The sequence below is a fragment of the Algoriphagus marincola DSM 16067 genome (assembly GCF_000429405.1).
Lineage (GTDB): Bacteria > Bacteroidota > Bacteroidia > Cytophagales > Cyclobacteriaceae > Algoriphagus > Algoriphagus marincola.
The window spans coordinates 371,945-391,285 of record NZ_AUBU01000003.1; the positions used below are offsets into that span (position 1 = coordinate 371,945).

Consider the following 19,341-nt stretch of genomic DNA (forward strand, 5'->3'; position numbering starts at 1 on the left):
ATGGGCTTTATCCCGATTTTCCTTACCCTTGGAGGTGCTTGCCTCCTGTTTTTTCTTACCGTAAGAAATACCTTTCAGCGGAAAATAGCACTTGAAAAAGAACTGTTTTTCAATCTTGGGGAAAAGCTCCCTGAGTTGAAGGGGAAATCTGAAGAGGTGACTAGCAGCGAGCAGATTCTAAAGCAAATCTCTGAGCTTGAATTGAGTCCTAAAACCAAAAAAGAGGTATTAGAGCTGCTTAGAGACATGAAAGTCAATCGATCGCAATACAACAAACTGATCAAAAAAGCTCCTTACAATTGGGTCGCCAAAATCAGTGGCTTTCGGCCAATTTGATATTGATCCACTTGAGAATTTGCTCAAAATCATCTGGGTGAAACCACTGATAATCAGACTCTTTTCGAAACCAGGTCAGCTGTCTTTTGGCGTAGCGTCTTGAATTACGTTTCAGTAATCGGATAGCTTCTTCCCGATCATACTTTCCTTCCAGGTATCCGAATATTTCTTGATAGCCTACAGTTTGAAGAGAATTCAGATGACGCTGTTCGAAAAACTGCTTCGCCTCCTCAAAAAGTCCATTGACTATCATTTGATCCATTCGTTGATCGATCCTTTGATAGAGCTCTTCACGATCTCGCTCAAGGGCGATTTTTAAAATTCGAAAAGGCCTTTCCACTTTTTTTCGTTTCCTGAAAGAGCTAATAGGTTTTCCTGTCCCTCGAATCACCTCCAAAGCGCGCATCAATCGCTGTGGATTCTGAATATCCACTTGGCTGAAGTATTCTGGATCCGTGTTCTTGAGTTCTTCTTGCAGAAATTCCAGACCATTTTCTTGATAGTCCCGAATCACCTCCTTTCGGAAGGAATCCGGAATATCCGGCATATCATCTAAGCCATCGGTGATAGCTTTTGCAAAAAGCCCCGAACCTCCGGTCATGATGACAAGAGATTTCTCCGAAAAGAGATCCTCTAAAATTCGCAAGGCATCGCTTTCGAACTTTTTGACATCATAGTCTTCTGAGATTGAAACAGAATCGATTAAATGGTGTTTTACCTCCGCTAATTCAAGGGAAGTAGGTTTCGCTGTTCCAATGGATAGTTCCCTATAAAACTGTCTGCTGTCGCAGGATATGATTTCTGTATTAAAATTTTTGGCTAGTTTTAGACACAAATCTGTTTTGCCCACAGCAGTAGGACCAACTATCAAAATCAGGGTCGGATTTTCGGACAATGGATCAGGAATTTTGATTTACTTTCAAAAGTCCAAACTTATAGAATGAAAAGCAAAAGCATACTAATCGTAGAGGATAACGATCTGAACCGAAAGTTTTTCGAAAATCTTATCGGTCAAATCTGGGAGTTTGAAAGTGCTCTCAACGGACGTGAGGCCATCGAAAAATTAGAAAAAAGGGATTTTGATTTGATCCTGATGGATATACAGATGCCAGAAATCGATGGTATCACTGCCCTAAAAAGAATTCGAGAAAAAAATCTGAGTCTCAGTCCCGTCATTGCGGTAACAGCTTTTGCGGATGAAAGTGAACGGGATTCCTTTTTGAGTCAAGGCTTTGATGGCTTTATTACCAAGCCCATTCGTCCAAAAGAATTCATCCTGCAAATCCAAAAAACTATCGACGGGGAAAAGCCAAAGATATCCAAAGCCAAAATCCCTTTGGATGTAGATGACTTGATATTGGACAAGAAAATATTCAATCAACTAAGTAAATACAATAAACCAGAAACTATACAGCAAATCTACCGTGACTTCATGGAGGAAGCTGATCAACTCCTTCCAGCTATAAATAGAGATTTTGCAGATGGGCTATACGAGGAAGTCAGCAAACACTGCCACATCATCAAGGGAAATGCCGGCACACTCGGAATCAATCGAGTGTACATAGCTGCCGCAAAAGCAGAAAAAGAAAGCCGACAAAATCAAATTTCCTCCCTTGATAAATCATTGGCTGAAATGGAGAAAGAAATCATCAGATTTAGTAAATATTTATCAGAAGAAACTATTTTTAACTCATGAGCGAAACAAAAAGAATATTAGTCGGTGAAGACAGTTCTATTATCATCAATCTTACCAAAAGTGTACTTGCATTCGAAAACTACGAAATGACTGCTGCCAAAAATGGCAAACAAGTTTTGGAAAAGTTTGAGAAAGAAGACTTTGATTTGATTCTGATGGATATCAGCATGCCTGTCTTAGATGGAATTGCCTGTACTAAGGAAATCCGTAAAATGACCGACGAAAAGAAGGCAAAAGTCCCCATCATTGCCATCAGCGGTAATATCCATAACATGACCCACGATGAATTCCGAAAGGCAGGCTTTGATGATTTTCTTCAGAAGCCTCTTGATTACGACCGCCTTTTGGCCACCGTCAAAAAATTCCTGAGTTAAATGGCAATCAAGTACACAAGACATTTTTTGGACAAACTTGAAAACTTATTCGCCTCCTCGGAGTATATTCTACGATACGAGAAGGGAAGTTTCAAGTCAGGATATTGCATCCTGAAAGACACCAAAATTGTGATTGTGAACAAATACTTTCCCCTGGAAGGTAAAATCAATGCATTGGTAGATATCCTTGGCGAATTGCAGTTTAACCCTCAAGATTTTAAGGAAAAATCTGTTCAGGACTTCCTAAAGGAACTACAACAAACCCAACTGAAATTTTGAATATTCGATTTTTAGGTACCGGTACCTCACAGGGAGTTCCAGTCATTGGCTGTGACTGCGAGGTCTGCCGGTCGGTAGATTTCAGAGATAAACGATTTCGATGTTCTGTTCACATTGAGACAGAAGGCAAAAGCCTCGTGATTGATACGGGACCCGACTTTCGGATGCAAATGCTTCGAGCCGATATTCACCAACTTGATGCAGTCATCTATACCCACGAGCACAAGGATCACACGGCTGGACTAGACGATATCCGACCTTTTAATTTTCGCCAAAAGAAAGACATGCCTGTCTATGGCCGAAGTCAAGTACTCAATCAGATTCGTCAGGAGTATTCCTATGTTTTTTCGGAGAAAAAATACCCTGGAGTGCCTCAGGTTTTGCCCATTGAAATTGACCAAGAGCCATTTGAAGTGGAAGGGATTTCCATCAATCCTATTCCCGTGATGCATCATAAATTGCCGGTTTTGGGTTTTCGGGTGGGTGACTTCACCTACATTACCGATGCTAACTACATCTCTGAAGAATCCAAAGAGAAAATCAAAGGATCAAAAATCTTGGTCTTAAACGCTCTTCAAAAAACTCCCCACCTCTCCCACTTCACACTGGAAGAAGCCATCGAAATGGCACAAATGCTGGGAGCTGAGCAAACTTATTTCACTCATATTTCCCACAAGTTGGGACTTCACCGGGAGGTAGAAAGTGAGCTCCCTGAGGGCATTCATCTAGCTTATGATGGATTGATGCTATCTTTGCCTTGATGCATTTAAATTATCATTTTCTTCGCTTCCTCTGCCCTCGGCTTCAGGAAACAATGCAAGGTTTTGTGGCAGTAGCCTGCTTTTCGCAAAACAAAGATGAGCTTGTCATCGAATGGAAAAAAGAAGAGGAGACGCGGTTTTTGCGTGCACACTTTCTTCCTCCGCAGATCTACTATTCTCTCCCTGAAAACTTTCAGCGTGCCAAACGAAATTCCATTGATCTTTTCCCTGAACTGATTGGTGAAAAAATAAAGTCCTGTCAGGTTTTGAGTTTTGAAAGAGCATTCTATTTCGAAATGGAATCAGGTATGATTTTGCTACTCAAACTCCATGGAAACCGAAGCAATATTCTGCTCTACGAACCCAATCAGGAATTCCCAATCCGAGTATTCCGAAATGCACTTTTGGAAGATAAATCCTTGAATTGGAGAGAGCTCGAAAAATCCCTTGATCTCAGTCAGTCTCAATTTGAAGCGCTCCAAGGCAATGCTTCTAAGTTTCTACCCACCTTGGGCAAAATCCCCAGAGCATTTCTGCTAAAAAAGGGTTATCCTGAGGCAGATTTGGGGGAAAAGTGGACTCAGATGCAAGAAATAATCGATATGCTAGACAGTCCGCTTTTCACTTTGGTTCAAGAGGATGAGGATGTCCACCTTACCCTTCTTCCCAGCGAAAATGCCATAGGTCAGTATTCTGACCCTTTGGAAGCTTTAAATGCGCTTTTTCATAAGGCTTTGGTGATTGGGGCTTTGGAAAGAGAAAAGAAGCAGCTAGCCAAAAGTTATGCTGATCAAATCAAGCGAACGGAAAATTTCATCCAAAAAGCCAAGGCCAAATTGGAAGAACTCCAAAACTCACCTCCACCTGCACAGATTGCAGACGTAATCATGGCTAATCTTCATGAATTTTCTGATGGAGTACTGAGTAAAAATCTTTTCAACTTTTATTCAGAGGATGAAATCAAAATTACCCTCAAACAAAACCAGAAACCGCAAGAATTAGCGGCTAACCTATATCGAAAAAGCAAAAACAGAGAGATCGAATGGAAGCAATTGGAGGAGGCGATTGATTCCAAAGAGAAAAGGCTATCGGAATTGCAACACTTGGCAGAGCAGGTGGAACTTATGGATGGGTTTCGAGACCTGAAAGAGTTTAAAAAGAATCATAAATCTGAAATCAAAGACGCTAAAAATCAAGAAAGTCTGCCTTTCAGACAATTTAATATTTATGGGTTGGAAGTTTGGGTTGGAAAATCATCTAAGGACAATGATGAGATGCTACGAAGGTTTGTACATAAAAATGATATTTGGCTACATGCAAGGCAGGCTCCAGGTTCGCATACCATCATCCGAAATCCAGCAGGAAACAAGATAGCAAATGCCGTTTTGGAGCGTGCTGCATCGCTGGCAGCTTACTATTCCAAATTAAAGAATGAAAGTCTCGCTCCTGTGATTTACACAGAAGCTAAATATGTGAGAAAGATCAAAGGTTCTGCTCCAGGTTCGGTCATGGTGGACCGAGAAAAAACCCTTTTGGTGAAGCCTGAGGGCCCAAATCAAGAAATTTCGGGGGATATCAAGGACTGATTCGTGGTGGATCAGGAGCGCGAAGAGAAATTTTATTGAAGCCATTGACAAGGACCACTGTACCAACTATCCCAGTAGCCCCACCCACATACAAAAGAGCTTTCCCTGCATCTGGGTTACTGCCTAAAAGCTGACCGCCGATGATAGTTACCGTATACCCAATAGTGGCAATAAAAATCCCTGTCTTTAACTGCTTTTTGGAATTATGAAGGTTGAGTTGGACCTCATATAACTCTTGATCCATCTGGACAATAGACCTTCTCAAGGAGTCCAAATTGGCCTGTTGGGAGCTACTTTGAGCCCAAGAATTTGACATGGACAATATGCCCAAAAAAGTCACTGCAATAAAAAACCGACTCATACTATTGATTAATCCAGCTTTTGAATTCGTTTACACGCTCTCTTGCCACTACCAAGGCATCTTCTGATTTGGCGTTCATGGCAAGGGCTAATCGCCCGTTAAGATAAGGCTTGATTTCGACCAAACCATCTAAATGAATAATCATTGAACGATTAATTCTATAAAACTTTAACGGATCTAGCAAGTCGGACTCCAATTCACTGAGAGAATGATCGATTACATATCTCACTGAAGAACCAATTTCTACCAAGTAGGTCAAGCCTTCTTCTGCATAGAAATAAGCCACATTTTCAACCGGAATAAAGACAAATTTATTACCCAGTTTAGTTAAAAACCTCTTCTTATAACTTTTTGATGTATAATGCTTTACGATGTTATTAATAAAGCTCTGATCCAGTGATGGTGTTTTAGAATTTGGATTGAATTTCTGAGCCTTTTGAAGAGCTTTCACCAACCTCTGTTCATCTATTGGCTTGAGTACATAATCCAAGCAATTATGGTCAAAAGACTGAAGTGCGTATTCATCATAAGCCGTTATGAAAATTACAGGAATTTTCAAATCAGCCATCCCGGCAAAGGCTTTGAAACTCAACCCGTCTGCCAAATGTATGTCGCACAGGATCAAATCGTAATTTGAGATATTTTCCAATTTGGACCTAAACTCGCGGACACTTTGAACAGAATCGATGACTTTCCAATCAGAAAAATTTTGAGAAACGATGGATTTGATTCGCTTCTGGGCTAGGGGTTCATCTTCGACTAACAGTATTCTCATAGCTTCCTATCAAAGGGAGTTTAACTTCAAAAATCTTTTCCCCATCAAGAATCTCGATGGAATGATCTAAAAACCTATATCTTTCAGAAATGTTTTGAAGACCTATTCCGGTAGATTCTTCTACCGCCATTTTTGGCTGCTTGGGATTACTCACTATAAGATAGTCACCCATGGTGTATATTTCAACCTGTAGCGGTTCTGTCTCTGTAAAGTAATTGTGCTTGACAGCATTCTCTACCAGTAATTGAAGCACTGCAGGTGGAATAAGCTTCGATTTACTTTCCTCTTCAATTTCCACTTTAAAGGAAAGCGATTGATCAAATCGGATAGAAAGCAAATCCATGTAATCATATAAAAATTTAAGCTCCTCTTTCAAGGTGATGAGTTCATTTACCTTGTTATTGAGCATGTAGCGATAGATAGAACTTAGCTTTTGCAAGTAGCTATCAGCCACTTGAATGTTTTCATGAATCAGAACTGACAAAGCGCTGAGATTATTAAAGAAAAAGTGAGGATTAAGTTGTGTATTGAGTGATTCCAATCTTGCCTCGGCGCTCAAAAGCTTAAGCTTTTCAGCCTCCAGGTTTTTCTCACTGAATTTTTTATTGAAATAATAGATCGCATTGACACAGTTGAGGAAGAGATTTACTCTGAAGAGAAATCCCAGGGTCAAGAGGAAGTTTTGTTTGGTCAGGTCAAAAGGACCTCCAAAGATTAATCCGGTTGATTTCACAGAAATCAGAGCTAGTCCGGAGATCAAAACGAAGCTCGACAAAAATTGAACTGCTAAAGGATGGACTTTTTTGAAAAGTAGAAGGGTATTTTTTTCGATGAAATAATTGGCAAACCAAACGAGGTAAGACAGAATGATGATTAGGGGAAAAAGTTGATTTTTAGGAAGAGCAGCTTGAAATAATCTATCCCCATCCAATATGAGAATATTGAAAAAGGAATACAATCCCAAAAGTCCCGGATAAATGAATTTATATCTATGGCTAAACATGCCCGCTGATTTCTTCCCCTGAAATGATAAATGAATGAAAAGCAAGGGTGGGGCAATGCCCTACCCCTGCTATATGGTGGTTAAATAATTCTCTTAAAGTGTCGGTAATAATACTCCGTTGATGACATGGACTACGCCATTTTCAATCGCGACGTCAGCTACTACTACATTGTAGGTATTTCCTTCTGCATCTGTCACGGTTACATTCGCTCCAGTTCTAGTCACAGTCAAGTCCTCTCCAGCAAGTGTAGGCACCGTCTGAGAACCTTCTGCAAGGTCAGTAGAAAATGCAACTGTAGGAACCACGTGGAATCCAAGTACTTTTTGTAATCCTTCCAAACCGATTGCATCAACCAATTCATCAAGATCTGCCACTCCAAGGGTACCCAAAAGATCTACAAAGGCATCATTGGTAGGAGCGAATACAGTGATAGCTTCTGCATCAAGCAAAGTTTGTCCTAGTCCAGCAGCAGTCACCGCATCTAGTAGGACTGTCAAACCAGCATCTGTAGCCGCTTCAACTACATTTGGAAGATTTTCTTCAGGCAATAACACACCGTCAATGACATGGACTACTCCATTTTCGATCTCAACATCTGCTACAGCCACATTATAGGTATTCCCTCTTGCATCGGTTACTGTAACTGCATTTCCATTACGAGTAACAGTCAAATCCTCTCCTGCAAGTGTAGGAACGGTCTGAGCTCCTTCTGCCAAATCTGTGGAGAAAGCAACAGAAGGTACAACATGGAATCCAAGGATTCTTTGAAGTTCTTCGATACCTACGGCATCAACCAATTCCTGAAGAGACCCTAGGCCTAATGCTCCAAGAAGATTTACAAAAGCATCATTGGTAGGTGCGAATACTGTGATTGCTTCAGCATCAAGTAGTGTTTGACCAAGACCGGCAGCGGTAACAGCATCCAAAAGAACAGTAAGACCTGCAGCTTCTGCAGCCTCGACAATATTCGGCACATCTGGCTCATTCGCAGTAGGCAATACCACTCCGTCGATTACGTGAACTACACCATTTTCGATTGCTACGTCAGCAGCTACTACATTAAAGGTGTTTCCTCTGGCATCAGTCACAGTTACATTGGATCCAGTACGGGTAACTGTCAAGTCCTCACCAGCCAAAGTAGGTACTGTTTGTGCACCTTCCGCCAAATCAAAAAAGAATGCTGTTGCAGGCACTACATGGAAACCAAGGATTCGTGTCACTTCTTCAATTCCAACAGCAGCGACCAATTCCTGTAGAGAACCTAGGTTCAATGCAGCCAAAAGATCAAGGAAAGCTTGATTGGTAGGAGCAAATACGGTGATAGCTTCAGCATCAAGAAGTGTTTGGCCAAGGTTAGCAGCAGTAACTGCATCCAAAAGAACAGTCAAACCAGCTGCTGTAGCTGCTTCTACTACGTTTGGAAGCGAGAACTCAGGTAAAAGCACTCCGTCGATCACATGAACAACTCCATTTTCAATGGCTACGTCTGCGACTACTACATTTGCTGTGTTACCCAAAGCATCTGTCACAGTCACTCCGCTTTCACTAGCTTCTACTGTCAATTCCTGACCAGCTAGAGTCGTGAATGTATTGGTAGCTTCTAGATCTGTAGAGAAAGCTACTGCAGGTACTACGTGGAAACCTAGGATAGTCTGAAGATTTTCGATTCCTCCGATTTTAGCAACCAATTGGTCTAAATTCTCTGCATCATAAGCAGCCAAAGCAGCTGCAAAAGCATCATTGGTTGGCGCAAAAACAGTCATTGCTTCTGCTCCTAACAAGGCTCCACCAAGATCGGCAGCAGTAACAGCATCAATCAGCGTGGTCAATCCAGCACTTTGTGCAGCTTCTACCACATTTGGAAGCATCAAATCAGGAAGCATCACACCGTTAATTACATGGACTACACCATTTGCAATTTCGATATCTGCTGCAACCACTTGAGCTGTACGTCCTAGTTGATCGATAACAGTCACAGTTCCACCAGCAACTTCAACGGTGATTTCTTGTCCGGATACGGTTGTGAAAGTATTGGTAGGCTGTAGATCGCCAGAAAAGGCTACTGCAGGCACTACATGGAATCCAAGTACAGCTTCTAAGTTTTCGATACCTCCAATTTTCAATACCAACTCATTTAAGTCAGCAGCATTGAAAACCTCCAAAGCAGCAGCAAAAGCTTCATTCGTTGGAGCAAAAACAGTAATAGCTCCAGCTGAAAGCAGAGTATTTGCCAATCCGTCAACTGCAGTCACCGCATCGAGTAAGGTAGTAAGACCAGCCTCAGTAGCTGCTTCTACCAAATTAGGAGCAGGCAATTCAATAGAAGGAATCAAAACACGGTCAATCACATGGACTACTCCGTTTTCGATTTCCACATCAGCCTGTACTACTCGCGCAGTATTTCCGGCAGCATCGATTACAGTTACGATACCTGGAGCACGGTTTACTACTAATTGCTGACCAGCTAAAGTGGTCACTACATTAGTCTCATTAAGTTGGTCTGAGAAAATTGTGTTTGGTACAACGTGAAAACCAAGGATGGTTTCAAGATTCATTGGACCTCCGATTTTTTCTACCAAATCATTCAAATCTGTCGCTCCAAACTCAGTCAAAGCATTCGCAAAGGCATCGTTGGTTGGGGCGAAAACAGTAATTGCGCTTTGCGCTTGCAAAGTCGCTTCCAAGCCGGGAATAGCCCGAATGGATGTCACAAGAGTGGTCAAACCAGCATCCTCAGCTGCTTCTATGAGCGTGGGATAAGGTAAAGGGCCTTGATAGTCTTCATTCTCACAAGCGACGAATGAAAAAAAGACGACCCCGACTAAAAGGTACTTTAAGAGTTTTGTCATAGCATGTTATGGTTAGTTTGCTTTCAAAACTCTGTATAGACACAAATTGATTTCTGAATAATCGCGAACTGTAGATTTTTCACTGTGAACTGTAGAAGTTTCACCCTGAATTGAAAAAAGCCCCGGAGGGCTTTTGATTCTAAATCCAATAAATGGAGATTGAAATGCAGTTTTAAACTCAGATCAGTCTCTACTTCTTAATTCACAATATGAATTTTGAGCATGTTGGTCTTGCCTTTGGCTTTGAGTGGCATACTGGCAGTATTGATAATGATATCACCAGAATTTACATGGTCATCACGCTTCAGGGTATTCTCGATATCTTCGAATGTAGCATCTGTGGAAATTTGATTCTCATAGTAATAAGCCCGCACTCCCCATACCAAAGACATTTGAGTAATCAATTTTTGGTTTCTGGTGAAAACAAAAATACTTGCCTTTGGACGATGAGATGAAATTCGGAAAGCTGTAAAACCTGAAGAAGTAATCCCCACGATAGCTTTTGCCTTGACGTTTCTTGAAAGTCTGGAAGCCATCAGGATGAGGTTATTGCTCAAGAAAGTCGGTGCACTTTCTGGGATTTTGTAGAGGTTGTGGTAAATATCTGAGTTATCTTCTAGATACTTGATAATGCTGGACATAGCCTTCACAGCATTCACAGGATATTTCCCTGAGGCTGTTTCGGCAGAAAGCATGACCGCATCCGCACCATCAAGAACCGCATTCGCCACATCATTGGTTTCTGCCCTGGTAGGTCGTGGATTCGAGATCATACTTTCCATCATCTGGGTGGCGATAATGACTGGCTTGCAAGCAAGCTTACATTTCTCGACCATTTTCTTTTGCCATAAAGGGACGATTTCTTGAGGCACTTCCACCCCTAGGTCTCCCCTAGCTACCATGATGGCATCTGTCGCTTCGATGATATCATCGATATTGTCCAAAGCCTCCGGTTTCTCGATTTTTGCCACAATCCTGCAGACTTTTCCCGCTTTTTGGATTCGCTCTCTCAAATCCGTGATATCATCTGCTGATCTGACAAAAGAAAGCGCAATCCAATCTACCTCTTGCTCCAAACCAAAAACTAAATCTTCCAGATCCTTTTCGGTAAGAGAAGGGGCAGACACTTTCGTGTTGGGTAGGTTAATTCCCTTTCTGGACTTTAAAATACCACCGTGAACTACCGTACAATTTACATTTTTACCATCGGTATCCTCCACGATCAGCTCCAGATTCCCATCGTCAATCAAAATACGATCACCAGAAACCACATCGTTAGGCAGGTTTTGATAAACCGTAGATACCAAGGAAGCATTTCCCACCACAGGGTCATTGGTAATCGTGATTTTATTTCCGGGAACAATTTCAACTCCGTTATTCTCTACTTCTCCTACTCGGATTTTTGGACCTTGAAGATCCTGTAAAATACCAAGGTGTAGATTTTCTTCTTTATTGATTTTTCGGATAATTTCAATTACCTCTTTATGTATAGCATGACTACCGTGGGAAAAGTTAAGCCGAAATACATTGGCCCCAGCAGCTGCTAAGCTTTTGATCGTTTCATAATTATTGGAAGCAGGTCCAATGGTAGCAAGAATTTTGGTCTTGTTGAATTGATTCATTATTAATAGGTTAATAGGTTTTCTTTTGATTTTAATTTCGAGATATCAAGCTTCATGACATTTTGTACATAAGGAATCTGCCGGAGATTGGAAACAAAAATTTGAGCGTCCAGTAGCTCTGTTTCATCTTGTACCAATAGAAAATAATCCATGGTCCTAAGTTCGGGGATTAAGTAAGATACATTTCTTTCAGAGGTGATTGCCTTGTTTTTCAGAAGCTGAATAAATCCATGAGGTAAAGAAAGGAAATATTGGCTAATTTTCAGATTGGGAGCAGACAAAAACTCCAATTCGATATCATCCTCCCGCGTCAGATCTAATTGAAGCGCACGATTAATCAGCCAGGCCATTTTGTAGTCCTTGACAGGAGATACAATACCCAAAAGCTCAAAATCATAGGTATGCTCAATTTCTAATCTGACTTTCTTCATTTAGGCTTGGCAAGACTTAGCTCAAAGTTAGAAATAAAAAAATGACGAAAAATGAAGCAGCACCTCTTTCAGATTTTTTTTGGGAAAATAAGCCCTTGAAAAAAGGGCTAACAACAAACCAATCAAAAGGCTAGCTTCTTCGACAAAGATTGAAAAATCCTCAAATACTAGGAATATTGACCCCGAAATTTGAAGATTTTAATTAAATTTCTATGTTGAGTAACAAAGTTGGTAAAAAATTTACTTAGACCTTTTCTTTGCCTATTCGCTTTTAAATATATTTCTTTGCGGAGTGTTATTAACTAAACTGATCACAAAATGTCTGAAATTGCACAAAAAGTAAAAGCCATCATCGTAGACAAACTTGGCGTAGAAGAATCTGAAGTGACCATGGAAGCGAGCTTCACCAATGATTTGGGAGCTGACTCTCTTGACACTGTAGAACTGATCATGGAATTCGAAAAAGAATTCAACATCTCTATTCCAGACGACCAAGCTGAGCAAATTGGCACTGTAGGTCAAGCTGTCTCTTACCTTGAGGCTAACGTAAAATAATCATTCTTTCATTCATTTTATGAATTTGAAACGAGTTGTAGTAACGGGTATAGGCGCCATCACTCCCATTGGCAATACTTCCGAAGAATTTTGGAAGGGATTGACAGCGGGCGTAAGTGGCGCTGCACCTATTACCAAATTCGACGCATCACTTTTCAAAACCCAATTTGCCTGCGAAATCAAAAATCTCGATGTAGATAATTTTATCGACAGAAAAGAGGCAAGGAAAATGGATCCTTTCACGCAGTATGCCATGATCTCCGTAGATGAGGCGATGGCTGACTCAGGATTGGATTTGGACAAAATTGACAAAGCACGTGCAGGGGTAATTTGGGGATCTGGAATCGGTGGATTGCGTACATTCCAAGACGAGGTTACTAGCTTCGCTTTAGGAGATGGAACGCCTAGATTCAATCCTTTCTTTATTCCTAAGATGATTGCTGATATCAGTGCAGGTTTTATTTCCATCAAATATGGATTTAGAGGCCCTAACTTCGTCACCGTTTCGGCATGTGCTTCTGCCACTAATGCGCTAATCGATGCATTTAATTACATCCGAATGGGCAAAGCTGATATTTTCATATCAGGTGGCTCTGAAGCTGCTGTAACCGAAGCAGGAATCGGTGGATTCAATGCGATGAAAGCATTGTCGCAAAGAAACGATTCACCTGAAACAGCTTCTAGACCTTTTGATAAGGATAGAGATGGTTTTGTGTTGGGTGAAGGTGCCGGAGCTCTTATTCTTGAAGAGTATGAGCATGCAGTAGCGAGAGGTGCCAAAATCTATGCAGAGCTAGTCGGTGGTGGAATGTCAGCAGATGCAAATCATATTACCGCTCCACATCCTGAGGGATTAGGAGCTAGCGAGGTGATGGAATCTGCATTGAAGGATGCCAATCTGAGTCCAGCGGATATTGATTATATCAATGTGCATGGAACCTCCACTCCACTTGGTGATGTGAGTGAAACCAAAGCAATCCAAAAAGTATTCGGAGAACACGCTTACAAGCTCAATATCTCCAGTACCAAGTCCATGACTGGTCACTTATTGGGAGCTGCAGGAGCTATCGAGGCGATCGCTTCTATCATGGCTATCAAACATGGGATTATTCCTCCGACGATCAACCATTTCACGGATGATGAAACCCTTGATCCCAAACTTAATTTGACATTTAATCAGGCTCAAAAGCGTGATGTAAATGTCGCTTTGAGTAATACCTTCGGTTTTGGCGGACACAATTGTTCTGTCATCTTTAAGAAAATAAACTGATTACCAGTTGAATTTGCTGAAGCGTCTGGGAATTCAAAACTTATTTCTGAGTAAAAAAGACAAAAGGCTTGCCTCCTCCATCAAAATGATGACTGGAGGCAAGCCTTTTAATATTTCCCTCTATCAACTGGCCTTGACTCCGGCGGCTTTGGGGGAATCAAGCCCACAAGGATATCGAGTAAGCAATGAGCGCTTAGAGTTTTTAGGTGATGCCGTTCTCGGTTCAGTCATTGCCGAATACCTTTTCCAAAAATACCCCTTACGGGATGAGGGCTTTCTCACCGAAACTCGCTCCAAACTTGTCAATCGAGAAAGCCTCAACCAGACCGGAATCAAAATCGGTATCAAAAATATGCTCTGGGAGTATATTGAGGATAGACCCTTTACTGCAAATAAATCTCTCTATGGGGATATTTTGGAAGCGATGATCGGAGCCATTTATTTGGACAGGGGTCATGCTTTCACCAAGAATTTTATCCTGCAGCGCATCCTCCTTCACTTTGATATCCAAGGGATGATCGCAACCACCTCCAATTACAAATCAAAAATCATCGAGTGGACTCAAAAGGAAAATAAGGAAGTGGATTTTAAGATAATTGAAATCAATGGCAACCAGCGGTACAAAGAGTTTGTTGTAGCTTTGAGAATAGAAAATCGAGACGTAGCCGTTGGAAAAGGCCCCACTAAAAAGAAAGCAGAACAGGAGGCCTCCAAAATTGCCTGCGAACAATTAAAAATCCCCCATTAGAATTCCCCTTCAATCAGTATGAAATTAGCACTTGCCACAGTCAATCAGACACCGCTAGACTGGACGGGAAATCTCCAGCGAATCATTGCTGCAACCGACCAAGCAAAGAAAGAAGGTGCAAGACTTATTTTTTTTCCTGAGCTCTGTATTACTGGTTATGGCTCAGAGGATCTATTCCTCAGCTATTGGTACCCTGCAAAAGCTTTAGACCAAGTCCAATTGCTGCTACCTCATAGCCAAGGTGTAACGATCGCAGTAGGTCTCCCCTACCGAATCCAAGACAAGGTCTACAATACCATGGCCTTGCTAGAAGATGGTGAATTGAAAGGCTTTGTTGCCAAGCAGTTTATGGCAATCGACGGTGTTCACTATGAATTTCGCTGGTTTACTCCCTGGAAAGCCAATGAACAGATCGAAGTTGATTTCTTTGGAGAGAAAATCCCCTTTGGCGATATCACTTTCGAAAAGGAAGGAATTCATTACGGATTTGAGATCTGTGAAGATGCTTGGAGAGGAAAAGAAAGACCGGGCTATAGACTTTGTGAACGCAAAGTAGATTTGATCATCAGTCCCAGTGCAAGCCATTTTGCTATGGGCAAAACACTTGAGCGCAAGCAATTAATCGAAGACAGCTCAAAGATTTTTGACTGCTTCTATGCCTATGTGAATCTCCTTGGAAATGAGTCAGGAAGGATGATTTTTGATGGAGAGGCGCTTTTCGCTAAGTCGGGAAAAATTCTTTGTCGAAATCAACTTCTTTCATTTCAAGACTATCAGGTCATGACCTTCGACTACCAGGATGAGGAGCAAGAAATTGCAGAAATCCATCCTAAGGAGTGGGAGTTTGCTCAAGCTTCTGCCTTGGGTCTTTTTGATTACCTAAGAAAAAGTAAAAGCAAAGGCTTTGTACTTTCACTTTCCGGTGGAGCAGACTCCTCAACCATTGCTGTATTGGTTGCAGAGATGGTCCGCAGAGGTCTTGAAGAGCTGGGATTACAAGCATTCTGTCAAAAGATTGGTTTAAGAGAGTGGGGAAATTTTTCAGCAGATCCTGAAAAGCTGCTGGTAAATAAACTCCTAACCACGGCGTACCAAGGTACTTCCAATTCATCCAAAGACACTTTTGAAAGTGCTAAATCTTTGGCTGATAGTCTTGGGGCTAAATTTTACCACTGGACAATTGATGAGGAGGTTTCGTCCTACACCACCAAGATCGAAAATGCCTTGGGAAGGAAGCTGACTTGGGAAAAGGATGATATTACATTGCAAAACATTCAGGCACGAGCACGTTCTCCGATTATTTGGATGCTAGCCAATATCAACAATGCACTGCTTTTAGCTACTTCCAACCGATCCGAAGGTGATTTAGGCTATACAACTATGGATGGTGACACGAGTGGTAGTATTTCGCCCATTGCAGCTGTAGATAAATATTTCGTGCTCCATTGGCTAAGGTGGGCGGAGAAAAACCTGAATCGCTCTGGTCTCAAAAAAGTCAACTCCCTTAAGCCTACTGCCGAACTTCGACCAAGTGAACGAAGACAAACGGATGAGAAGGACCTGATGCCCTATTCGCTGATTGTGGAAATTGAAAAACTAGCGATTCGGGATAGACGATCCCCCATGGACATTTATTGGCTCTTAAAAGAAGAACTGGATCTGAATCCAGAAGAATTGAAAGGTTATGTAAAAAAATTCTTTCAACTTTGGGCAAGGAATCAGTGGAAGCGGGAAAGACTCGCTCCTTCCTTTCATTTGGATCAATTCAATGTTGACCCTAAAACTTGGTACCGATTCCCTATCCTTTCCCAAGGATTCTCAGAAGAACTCGCACAATTGGAAAAAGCTTAATATCCCATGAATTTGACACAGTTTTTAAATTACATCGTCTGGGATCCAAACCCGGCTGTAATCCCCGGATTTGATCGACTAAGATGGTATAGTCTTCTTTTTGCCCTTGGCTTTATTATTTCCCAACAGTTTATGGTCTACTTTTTCAGAAAAGAAGGACATAAGGAGGAATTGGTCGATAAACTGACCATCTACATGGTGTTGGCTACTATTATCGGTGCCCGGCTAGGACATGTTTTGTTCTATGAGCCAGCCAGATATTTGAGCAATCCGATTGATATTTTGAAAGTCTGGGAAGGTGGACTTGCCTCTCACGGAGCAGCCATAGCCATTCTGATTGCGCTTTGGATGTATGCGCGCAAAACGCCAGGGCAAAGCTACCTCTGGGTAGTGGACCGGATAGTCATCGTTACAGCCATGACGGGAGCGCTCATCCGTTTGGGAAATTTGATGAATTCCGAAATCGGTGGAAAGGACATGGAAAGCGACCAAGGAATCGTCTATGCCCGTGATTTGGAAGAAATACTGGAATCCTTGCGAGTACCCATTGTTTCGATCGATGCTTACAAACCAGATGACCGTAGTGAAGAACTCAGCGGAAATGGCATTGTCCCGGTAAATGTGAGAATCGAAATCAGTAAAGGTGATTTCAGCAAAGAGACTTTAGAAAACACACTGCAAAGCGATGTGAAGTATGCCCTCACGCAGTTTAATAGCTCCAAAAAGTATTTTGCAGAACCTCTGGAAACACCGCTCAATTTGACACTTGAGGAAAATAGAGACAGCTTTATCGCAATTGTCAAAACCTTCGGAAAAGCCAAACACCCTACACAAATCTATGAATCAGTGACTTACTTCCTCATATTCCTGCTACTCTTAGGGATTTGGTGGAAGTATAAAGAACAAGTGCCGGAAGGACTGCTTTTGGGGCTTTTCCTGGTTCTTGTCTTTGGGATGCGCTTCGTTTGGGAGTTTTTCAAAGAAAACCAAGTAGAATTCGAAGAGGGGCTTCAATACAATATGGGTCAGCTCCTGAGTATTCCATTGGTACTTGGAGGGATATTCCTGATTATCAGAGCCTTGAAAAACGGACTCAAGCCCCTCAAAGATCAGGGAACTGGATCATGACCCTGACCACCCCAAGGGTGACAGCGGGAAATTCGCTTGATTCCTAGCCATCCACCTTTCAAAGGTCCATGCTTGAGGATAGCTTCTTTCGTATATTGACTACAAGTGGGTGTATACCGACAGGAGGAAGGAAAAAGTGGCGATATCGTATACTGATAGACCAATACCGGAAAAATGGCGATCTTTCTAACAAGGTTTTTCCACATGAGTTGTCTTATTGGTCTGATTGATTCGAAAACCAAAACTATTGATTGAAAATTCCCGGTGAAAAATCCTTTTGTACATATTTTCATTTTTATGCTGCTAGCCTTAGGCTGGAGCCATGAACTATGTGCACAGGATACTAGCTTAGCCCCTGCGAGGCAAAGTCCACCTGACAGTGTTTATGTGAACAATATATTCATCATCGGGAATGAAAAAACGCAAAAGAATATCATTCTTCGGGAGCTTGACTTTGCTAGTGGATATTATTACGATTGGGATACTTTTCTAGAAATCCTACAAGCTGACCAAAATAAAATCTACAACCTTCGGCTTTTCACCTCTGTGGAGATTACGCCGCTCTTCACGGAAGATGATCAGGTAGAAATCCTGATTCGGGTAAAGGAGCGTTGGTATATTATTCCTTCCATCATTTTTCAATTGGCGGACCGTAACTTCTCGGAGTGGTGGACTAATCAAAACCGGGACCTTTCCAGAGTAAATTATGGTCTTCGGGTCTCACATGGAAATGTGGGAGGTAGAAATGAAAAGCTGAGATTTAGCGGTCAACTTGGGTTTACCCGAGCGTTGGACCTACGGTATAGCAAACCATACATCGATAAGAATCAAAAACACGGGCTAGCTACCCAGATCACGTTCTTTGAGCAAAAGACTTTGGCCATTCGATCGGCAGATAACCGGCAGGTCTTTTTCACCAATGAAACGGAAGACATTCTTCGGAAAAGTCTAACGGCCGCTGTTCAATACACCTATCGGCGAACATTCTATAATTTTCATTTTTTGACACTGGGCTATTCATCCAATACAGTGGATGAGGACGTTTTAACAGAAAACCCCAACTACTTTCTACACGGTGAGAACTCGCTCAGATATCTCTATATGAGTTATACCTTCCGTCATGATAATCGTGACCTTGCTGCTTATGCTACCAAAGGAGAATTGCTTCAAGCAACAGCAACCAAGTATGGAATTTTCAATACTGATGATATTGATGAGATAGAAGTTAGCATTACGGCGAATAAGTATTTGCCCATCAATGACAAGTTTCATTTTGCCACAGGACTAACAGCTAACTGGTTTTTGAGTCCAAATCAGCCTTATACACTTGTACGAGGTGTGGGGTATAACCCGAACTTCATTCGAGGCTATGAACTGAATGTCATCGAAGGACAGCAACTGTATGTTCACAAAAACTCATTCCGTTGGAAATTCCTCGATTGGGCGATCGATATTTCGAACATCATGCCCCTTGAGCAATTCAGCACGATTCCATTTCGCTTTTACCTCAGTGCCAACTTCGACCATGGCTATGTGAAGGATAGAAACCAAATCCCTGAAAACGCACGATTGACTAATCAATATCTCTATGGATATGGCTTAGGAATTGACTTGGTGGGATTTTATGATGCTGTTTTCAGACTGGAATATTCACTCAACAATTCTGGACAGGGAAATCTTTTCCTAAATATCAAAGCCCCTTTCTAAGACTCTGA

Annotated in this window: 20 protein-coding genes; 12 read left to right on the forward strand and 8 right to left on the reverse strand. The window is 41.7% G+C overall.

Annotated elements, in window-relative coordinates; genetic code table 11:
* Positions 1-336 carry a hypothetical protein gene (locus G457_RS0107370; protein WP_026945898.1) on the forward strand — a complete coding sequence of 112 codons (336 nt, stop codon included), beginning with the start codon at positions 1-3 and terminating at the stop codon, positions 334-336.
* Here the strand turns inward: G457_RS0107370 and miaA are convergent.
* A complete protein-coding gene (gene miaA, locus G457_RS0107375; RefSeq protein WP_026945899.1) occupies positions 314-1,231 on the reverse strand; it encodes a tRNA (adenosine(37)-N6)-dimethylallyltransferase MiaA in 918 nt (305 codons plus the stop codon). The two genes, G457_RS0107370 and miaA, sit on opposite strands and share 23 nt — an antisense overlap.
* A 45-nt stretch (positions 1,232-1,276) precedes the next feature.
* Between miaA and G457_RS0107380 the strand changes: the two genes are divergently transcribed.
* The 5 genes from G457_RS0107380 to G457_RS0107400 are packed head-to-tail and all read left to right on the forward strand — an operon-like array spanning position 1,277 to position 5,032.
* The gene (locus G457_RS0107380; RefSeq protein ID WP_026945900.1) at positions 1,277-2,032 is read left to right on the forward strand and encodes a response regulator; all 756 of its coding nucleotides are present in this window, start codon (positions 1,277-1,279) and stop codon (positions 2,030-2,032) included.
* Positions 2,029-2,406: a response regulator gene (locus G457_RS0107385; RefSeq protein WP_026945901.1), complete on the forward strand. Its 378-nt coding sequence runs from the start codon at positions 2,029-2,031 to the stop codon at positions 2,404-2,406. Before G457_RS0107380 ends, G457_RS0107385 begins: the two co-directional genes overlap by 4 nt.
* Positions 2,407-2,685 carry a hypothetical protein gene (locus G457_RS0107390; RefSeq protein ID WP_026945902.1) on the forward strand — a complete coding sequence of 93 codons (279 nt, stop codon included), beginning with the start codon at positions 2,407-2,409 and terminating at the stop codon, positions 2,683-2,685.
* A complete protein-coding gene (locus G457_RS0107395) occupies positions 2,682-3,446 on the forward strand; it encodes an MBL fold metallo-hydrolase (protein ID WP_026945903.1) in 765 nt (254 codons plus the stop codon). The genes G457_RS0107390 and G457_RS0107395 overlap by 4 nt, the downstream gene beginning before the upstream one ends.
* A gap of 53 nt (positions 3,447-3,499) precedes the next feature.
* Positions 3,500-5,032, forward strand: coding sequence for an NFACT RNA binding domain-containing protein (locus tag G457_RS0107400; RefSeq protein WP_248602831.1), 1,533 nt, complete (start codon positions 3,500-3,502; stop codon positions 5,030-5,032).
* Here the strand turns inward: G457_RS0107400 and G457_RS0107405 are convergent.
* The 6 genes from G457_RS0107405 to G457_RS0107430 all read right to left on the reverse strand — a co-directional run bounded on the left by G457_RS0107405 (position 5,022) and on the right by G457_RS0107430 (position 12,074).
* The gene (locus tag G457_RS0107405; RefSeq protein ID WP_026945905.1) at positions 5,022-5,393 is read right to left on the reverse strand and encodes a hypothetical protein; all 372 of its coding nucleotides are present in this window, start codon (positions 5,391-5,393) and stop codon (positions 5,022-5,024) included. The two genes, G457_RS0107400 and G457_RS0107405, sit on opposite strands and share 11 nt — an antisense overlap.
* Before the next feature lies 1 nt (position 5,394).
* Entirely contained in the window at positions 5,395-6,168 is a 774-nt protein-coding gene (locus G457_RS0107410; RefSeq protein ID WP_026945906.1) for a LytR/AlgR family response regulator transcription factor, read from the reverse strand.
* Positions 6,143-7,171 carry a sensor histidine kinase gene (locus G457_RS21170; protein ID WP_035483379.1) on the reverse strand — a complete coding sequence of 343 codons (1,029 nt, stop codon included), beginning with the start codon at positions 7,169-7,171 and terminating at the stop codon, positions 6,143-6,145. The genes G457_RS0107410 and G457_RS21170 overlap by 26 nt, the downstream gene beginning before the upstream one ends.
* 93 nt (positions 7,172-7,264) lie before the next feature.
* On the reverse strand, positions 7,265-10,021 hold the full coding sequence (locus G457_RS23020; protein ID WP_081701394.1) for a fasciclin domain-containing protein: 2,757 nt from the start codon (positions 10,019-10,021) through the stop codon (positions 7,265-7,267).
* Between the two features lie 197 nt (positions 10,022-10,218).
* Entirely contained in the window at positions 10,219-11,643 is a 1,425-nt protein-coding gene (gene pyk, locus G457_RS0107425) for a pyruvate kinase (RefSeq protein WP_035483382.1), read from the reverse strand.
* A 2-nt stretch (positions 11,644-11,645) separates the two neighbouring features.
* Positions 11,646-12,074, reverse strand: a complete 429-nt coding sequence (locus G457_RS0107430; RefSeq protein ID WP_026945908.1) for an IPExxxVDY family protein — start codon at positions 12,072-12,074, stop codon at positions 11,646-11,648.
* 318 nt (positions 12,075-12,392) lie between these two features.
* Between G457_RS0107430 and G457_RS0107440 the strand changes: the two genes are divergently transcribed.
* From G457_RS0107440 to G457_RS0107460, 5 genes are read left to right on the forward strand one after another with little or no spacing between them, the layout of a single operon-like run.
* Positions 12,393-12,629, forward strand: coding sequence for an acyl carrier protein (locus G457_RS0107440; RefSeq protein WP_024282156.1), 237 nt, complete (start codon positions 12,393-12,395; stop codon positions 12,627-12,629).
* A 19-nt stretch (positions 12,630-12,648) separates the two neighbouring features.
* Positions 12,649-13,899 (forward strand): beta-ketoacyl-ACP synthase II, encoded by a 1,251-nt coding sequence (gene fabF, locus G457_RS0107445; RefSeq protein ID WP_026945909.1) that lies wholly within the window; start codon positions 12,649-12,651, stop codon positions 13,897-13,899.
* 7 nt (positions 13,900-13,906) lie between these two features.
* Positions 13,907-14,647 carry a ribonuclease III gene (gene rnc / locus G457_RS0107450; protein WP_026945910.1) on the forward strand — a complete coding sequence of 247 codons (741 nt, stop codon included), beginning with the start codon at positions 13,907-13,909 and terminating at the stop codon, positions 14,645-14,647.
* Positions 14,648-14,665: 18 nt separating this feature from the next.
* Entirely contained in the window at positions 14,666-16,498 is a 1,833-nt protein-coding gene (gene nadE / locus G457_RS0107455) for an NAD(+) synthase (protein WP_035483385.1), read from the forward strand.
* A gap of 6 nt (positions 16,499-16,504) precedes the next feature.
* Complete coding sequence (locus G457_RS0107460) at positions 16,505-17,626, forward strand: prolipoprotein diacylglyceryl transferase (protein WP_026945912.1); 1,122 nt, start codon at positions 16,505-16,507, stop codon at positions 17,624-17,626.
* Here G457_RS0107460 and yidD read toward each other — a convergent pair.
* On the reverse strand, positions 17,608-17,832 hold the full coding sequence (gene yidD / locus G457_RS0107465; RefSeq protein WP_026945913.1) for a membrane protein insertion efficiency factor YidD: 225 nt from the start codon (positions 17,830-17,832) through the stop codon (positions 17,608-17,610). The genes G457_RS0107460 and yidD overlap by 19 nt on opposite strands.
* Before the next feature lie 91 nt (positions 17,833-17,923).
* On the opposite strand from yidD, the gene G457_RS0107470 reads away from it, so the two are divergent.
* Positions 17,924-19,333 (forward strand): BamA/TamA family outer membrane protein, encoded by a 1,410-nt coding sequence (locus G457_RS0107470; RefSeq protein ID WP_026945914.1) that lies wholly within the window; start codon positions 17,924-17,926, stop codon positions 19,331-19,333.
* Positions 19,334-19,341: the final 8 nt, after the last annotated feature.

Bases quoted from the DNA above. Each gene is read 5' to 3' on its own strand.
- G457_RS0107385 (WP_026945901.1), top strand. From the start codon at position 2,029: ATGAGCGAAACAAAAAGAATATTAGTCGGTGAAGACAGTTCTATTATC.
- G457_RS0107380 (WP_026945900.1), top strand. From the start codon at position 1,277: ATGAAAAGCAAAAGCATACTAATCGTAGAGGATAACGATCTGAACCGA.
- G457_RS0107470 (WP_026945914.1), top strand. From the start codon at position 17,924: ATGCTGCTAGCCTTAGGCTGGAGCCATGAACTATGTGCACAGGATACT.
- fabF (WP_026945909.1), top strand. From the start codon at position 12,649: ATGAATTTGAAACGAGTTGTAGTAACGGGTATAGGCGCCATCACTCCC.
- G457_RS21170 (WP_035483379.1), bottom strand. From the start codon at position 7,171: ATGTTTAGCCATAGATATAAATTCATTTATCCGGGACTTTTGGGATTG.
- yidD (WP_026945913.1), bottom strand. From the start codon at position 17,832: ATGTGGAAAAACCTTGTTAGAAAGATCGCCATTTTTCCGGTATTGGTC.
- G457_RS0107405 (WP_026945905.1), bottom strand. From the start codon at position 5,393: ATGAGTCGGTTTTTTATTGCAGTGACTTTTTTGGGCATATTGTCCATG.
- G457_RS0107390 (WP_026945902.1), top strand. From the start codon at position 2,407: ATGGCAATCAAGTACACAAGACATTTTTTGGACAAACTTGAAAACTTA.
- G457_RS0107410 (WP_026945906.1), bottom strand. From the start codon at position 6,168: ATGAGAATACTGTTAGTCGAAGATGAACCCCTAGCCCAGAAGCGAATC.
- G457_RS23020 (WP_081701394.1), bottom strand. From the start codon at position 10,021: ATGACAAAACTCTTAAAGTACCTTTTAGTCGGGGTCGTCTTTTTTTCA.
- G457_RS0107440 (WP_024282156.1), top strand. From the start codon at position 12,393: ATGTCTGAAATTGCACAAAAAGTAAAAGCCATCATCGTAGACAAACTT.
- G457_RS0107370 (WP_026945898.1), top strand. From the start codon at position 1: ATGGGCTTTATCCCGATTTTCCTTACCCTTGGAGGTGCTTGCCTCCTG.
- nadE (WP_035483385.1), top strand. From the start codon at position 14,666: ATGAAATTAGCACTTGCCACAGTCAATCAGACACCGCTAGACTGGACG.
- pyk (WP_035483382.1), bottom strand. From the start codon at position 11,643: ATGAATCAATTCAACAAGACCAAAATTCTTGCTACCATTGGACCTGCT.
- G457_RS0107400 (WP_248602831.1), top strand. From the start codon at position 3,500: ATGCAAGGTTTTGTGGCAGTAGCCTGCTTTTCGCAAAACAAAGATGAG.
- G457_RS0107430 (WP_026945908.1), bottom strand. From the start codon at position 12,074: ATGAAGAAAGTCAGATTAGAAATTGAGCATACCTATGATTTTGAGCTT.
- G457_RS0107460 (WP_026945912.1), top strand. From the start codon at position 16,505: ATGAATTTGACACAGTTTTTAAATTACATCGTCTGGGATCCAAACCCG.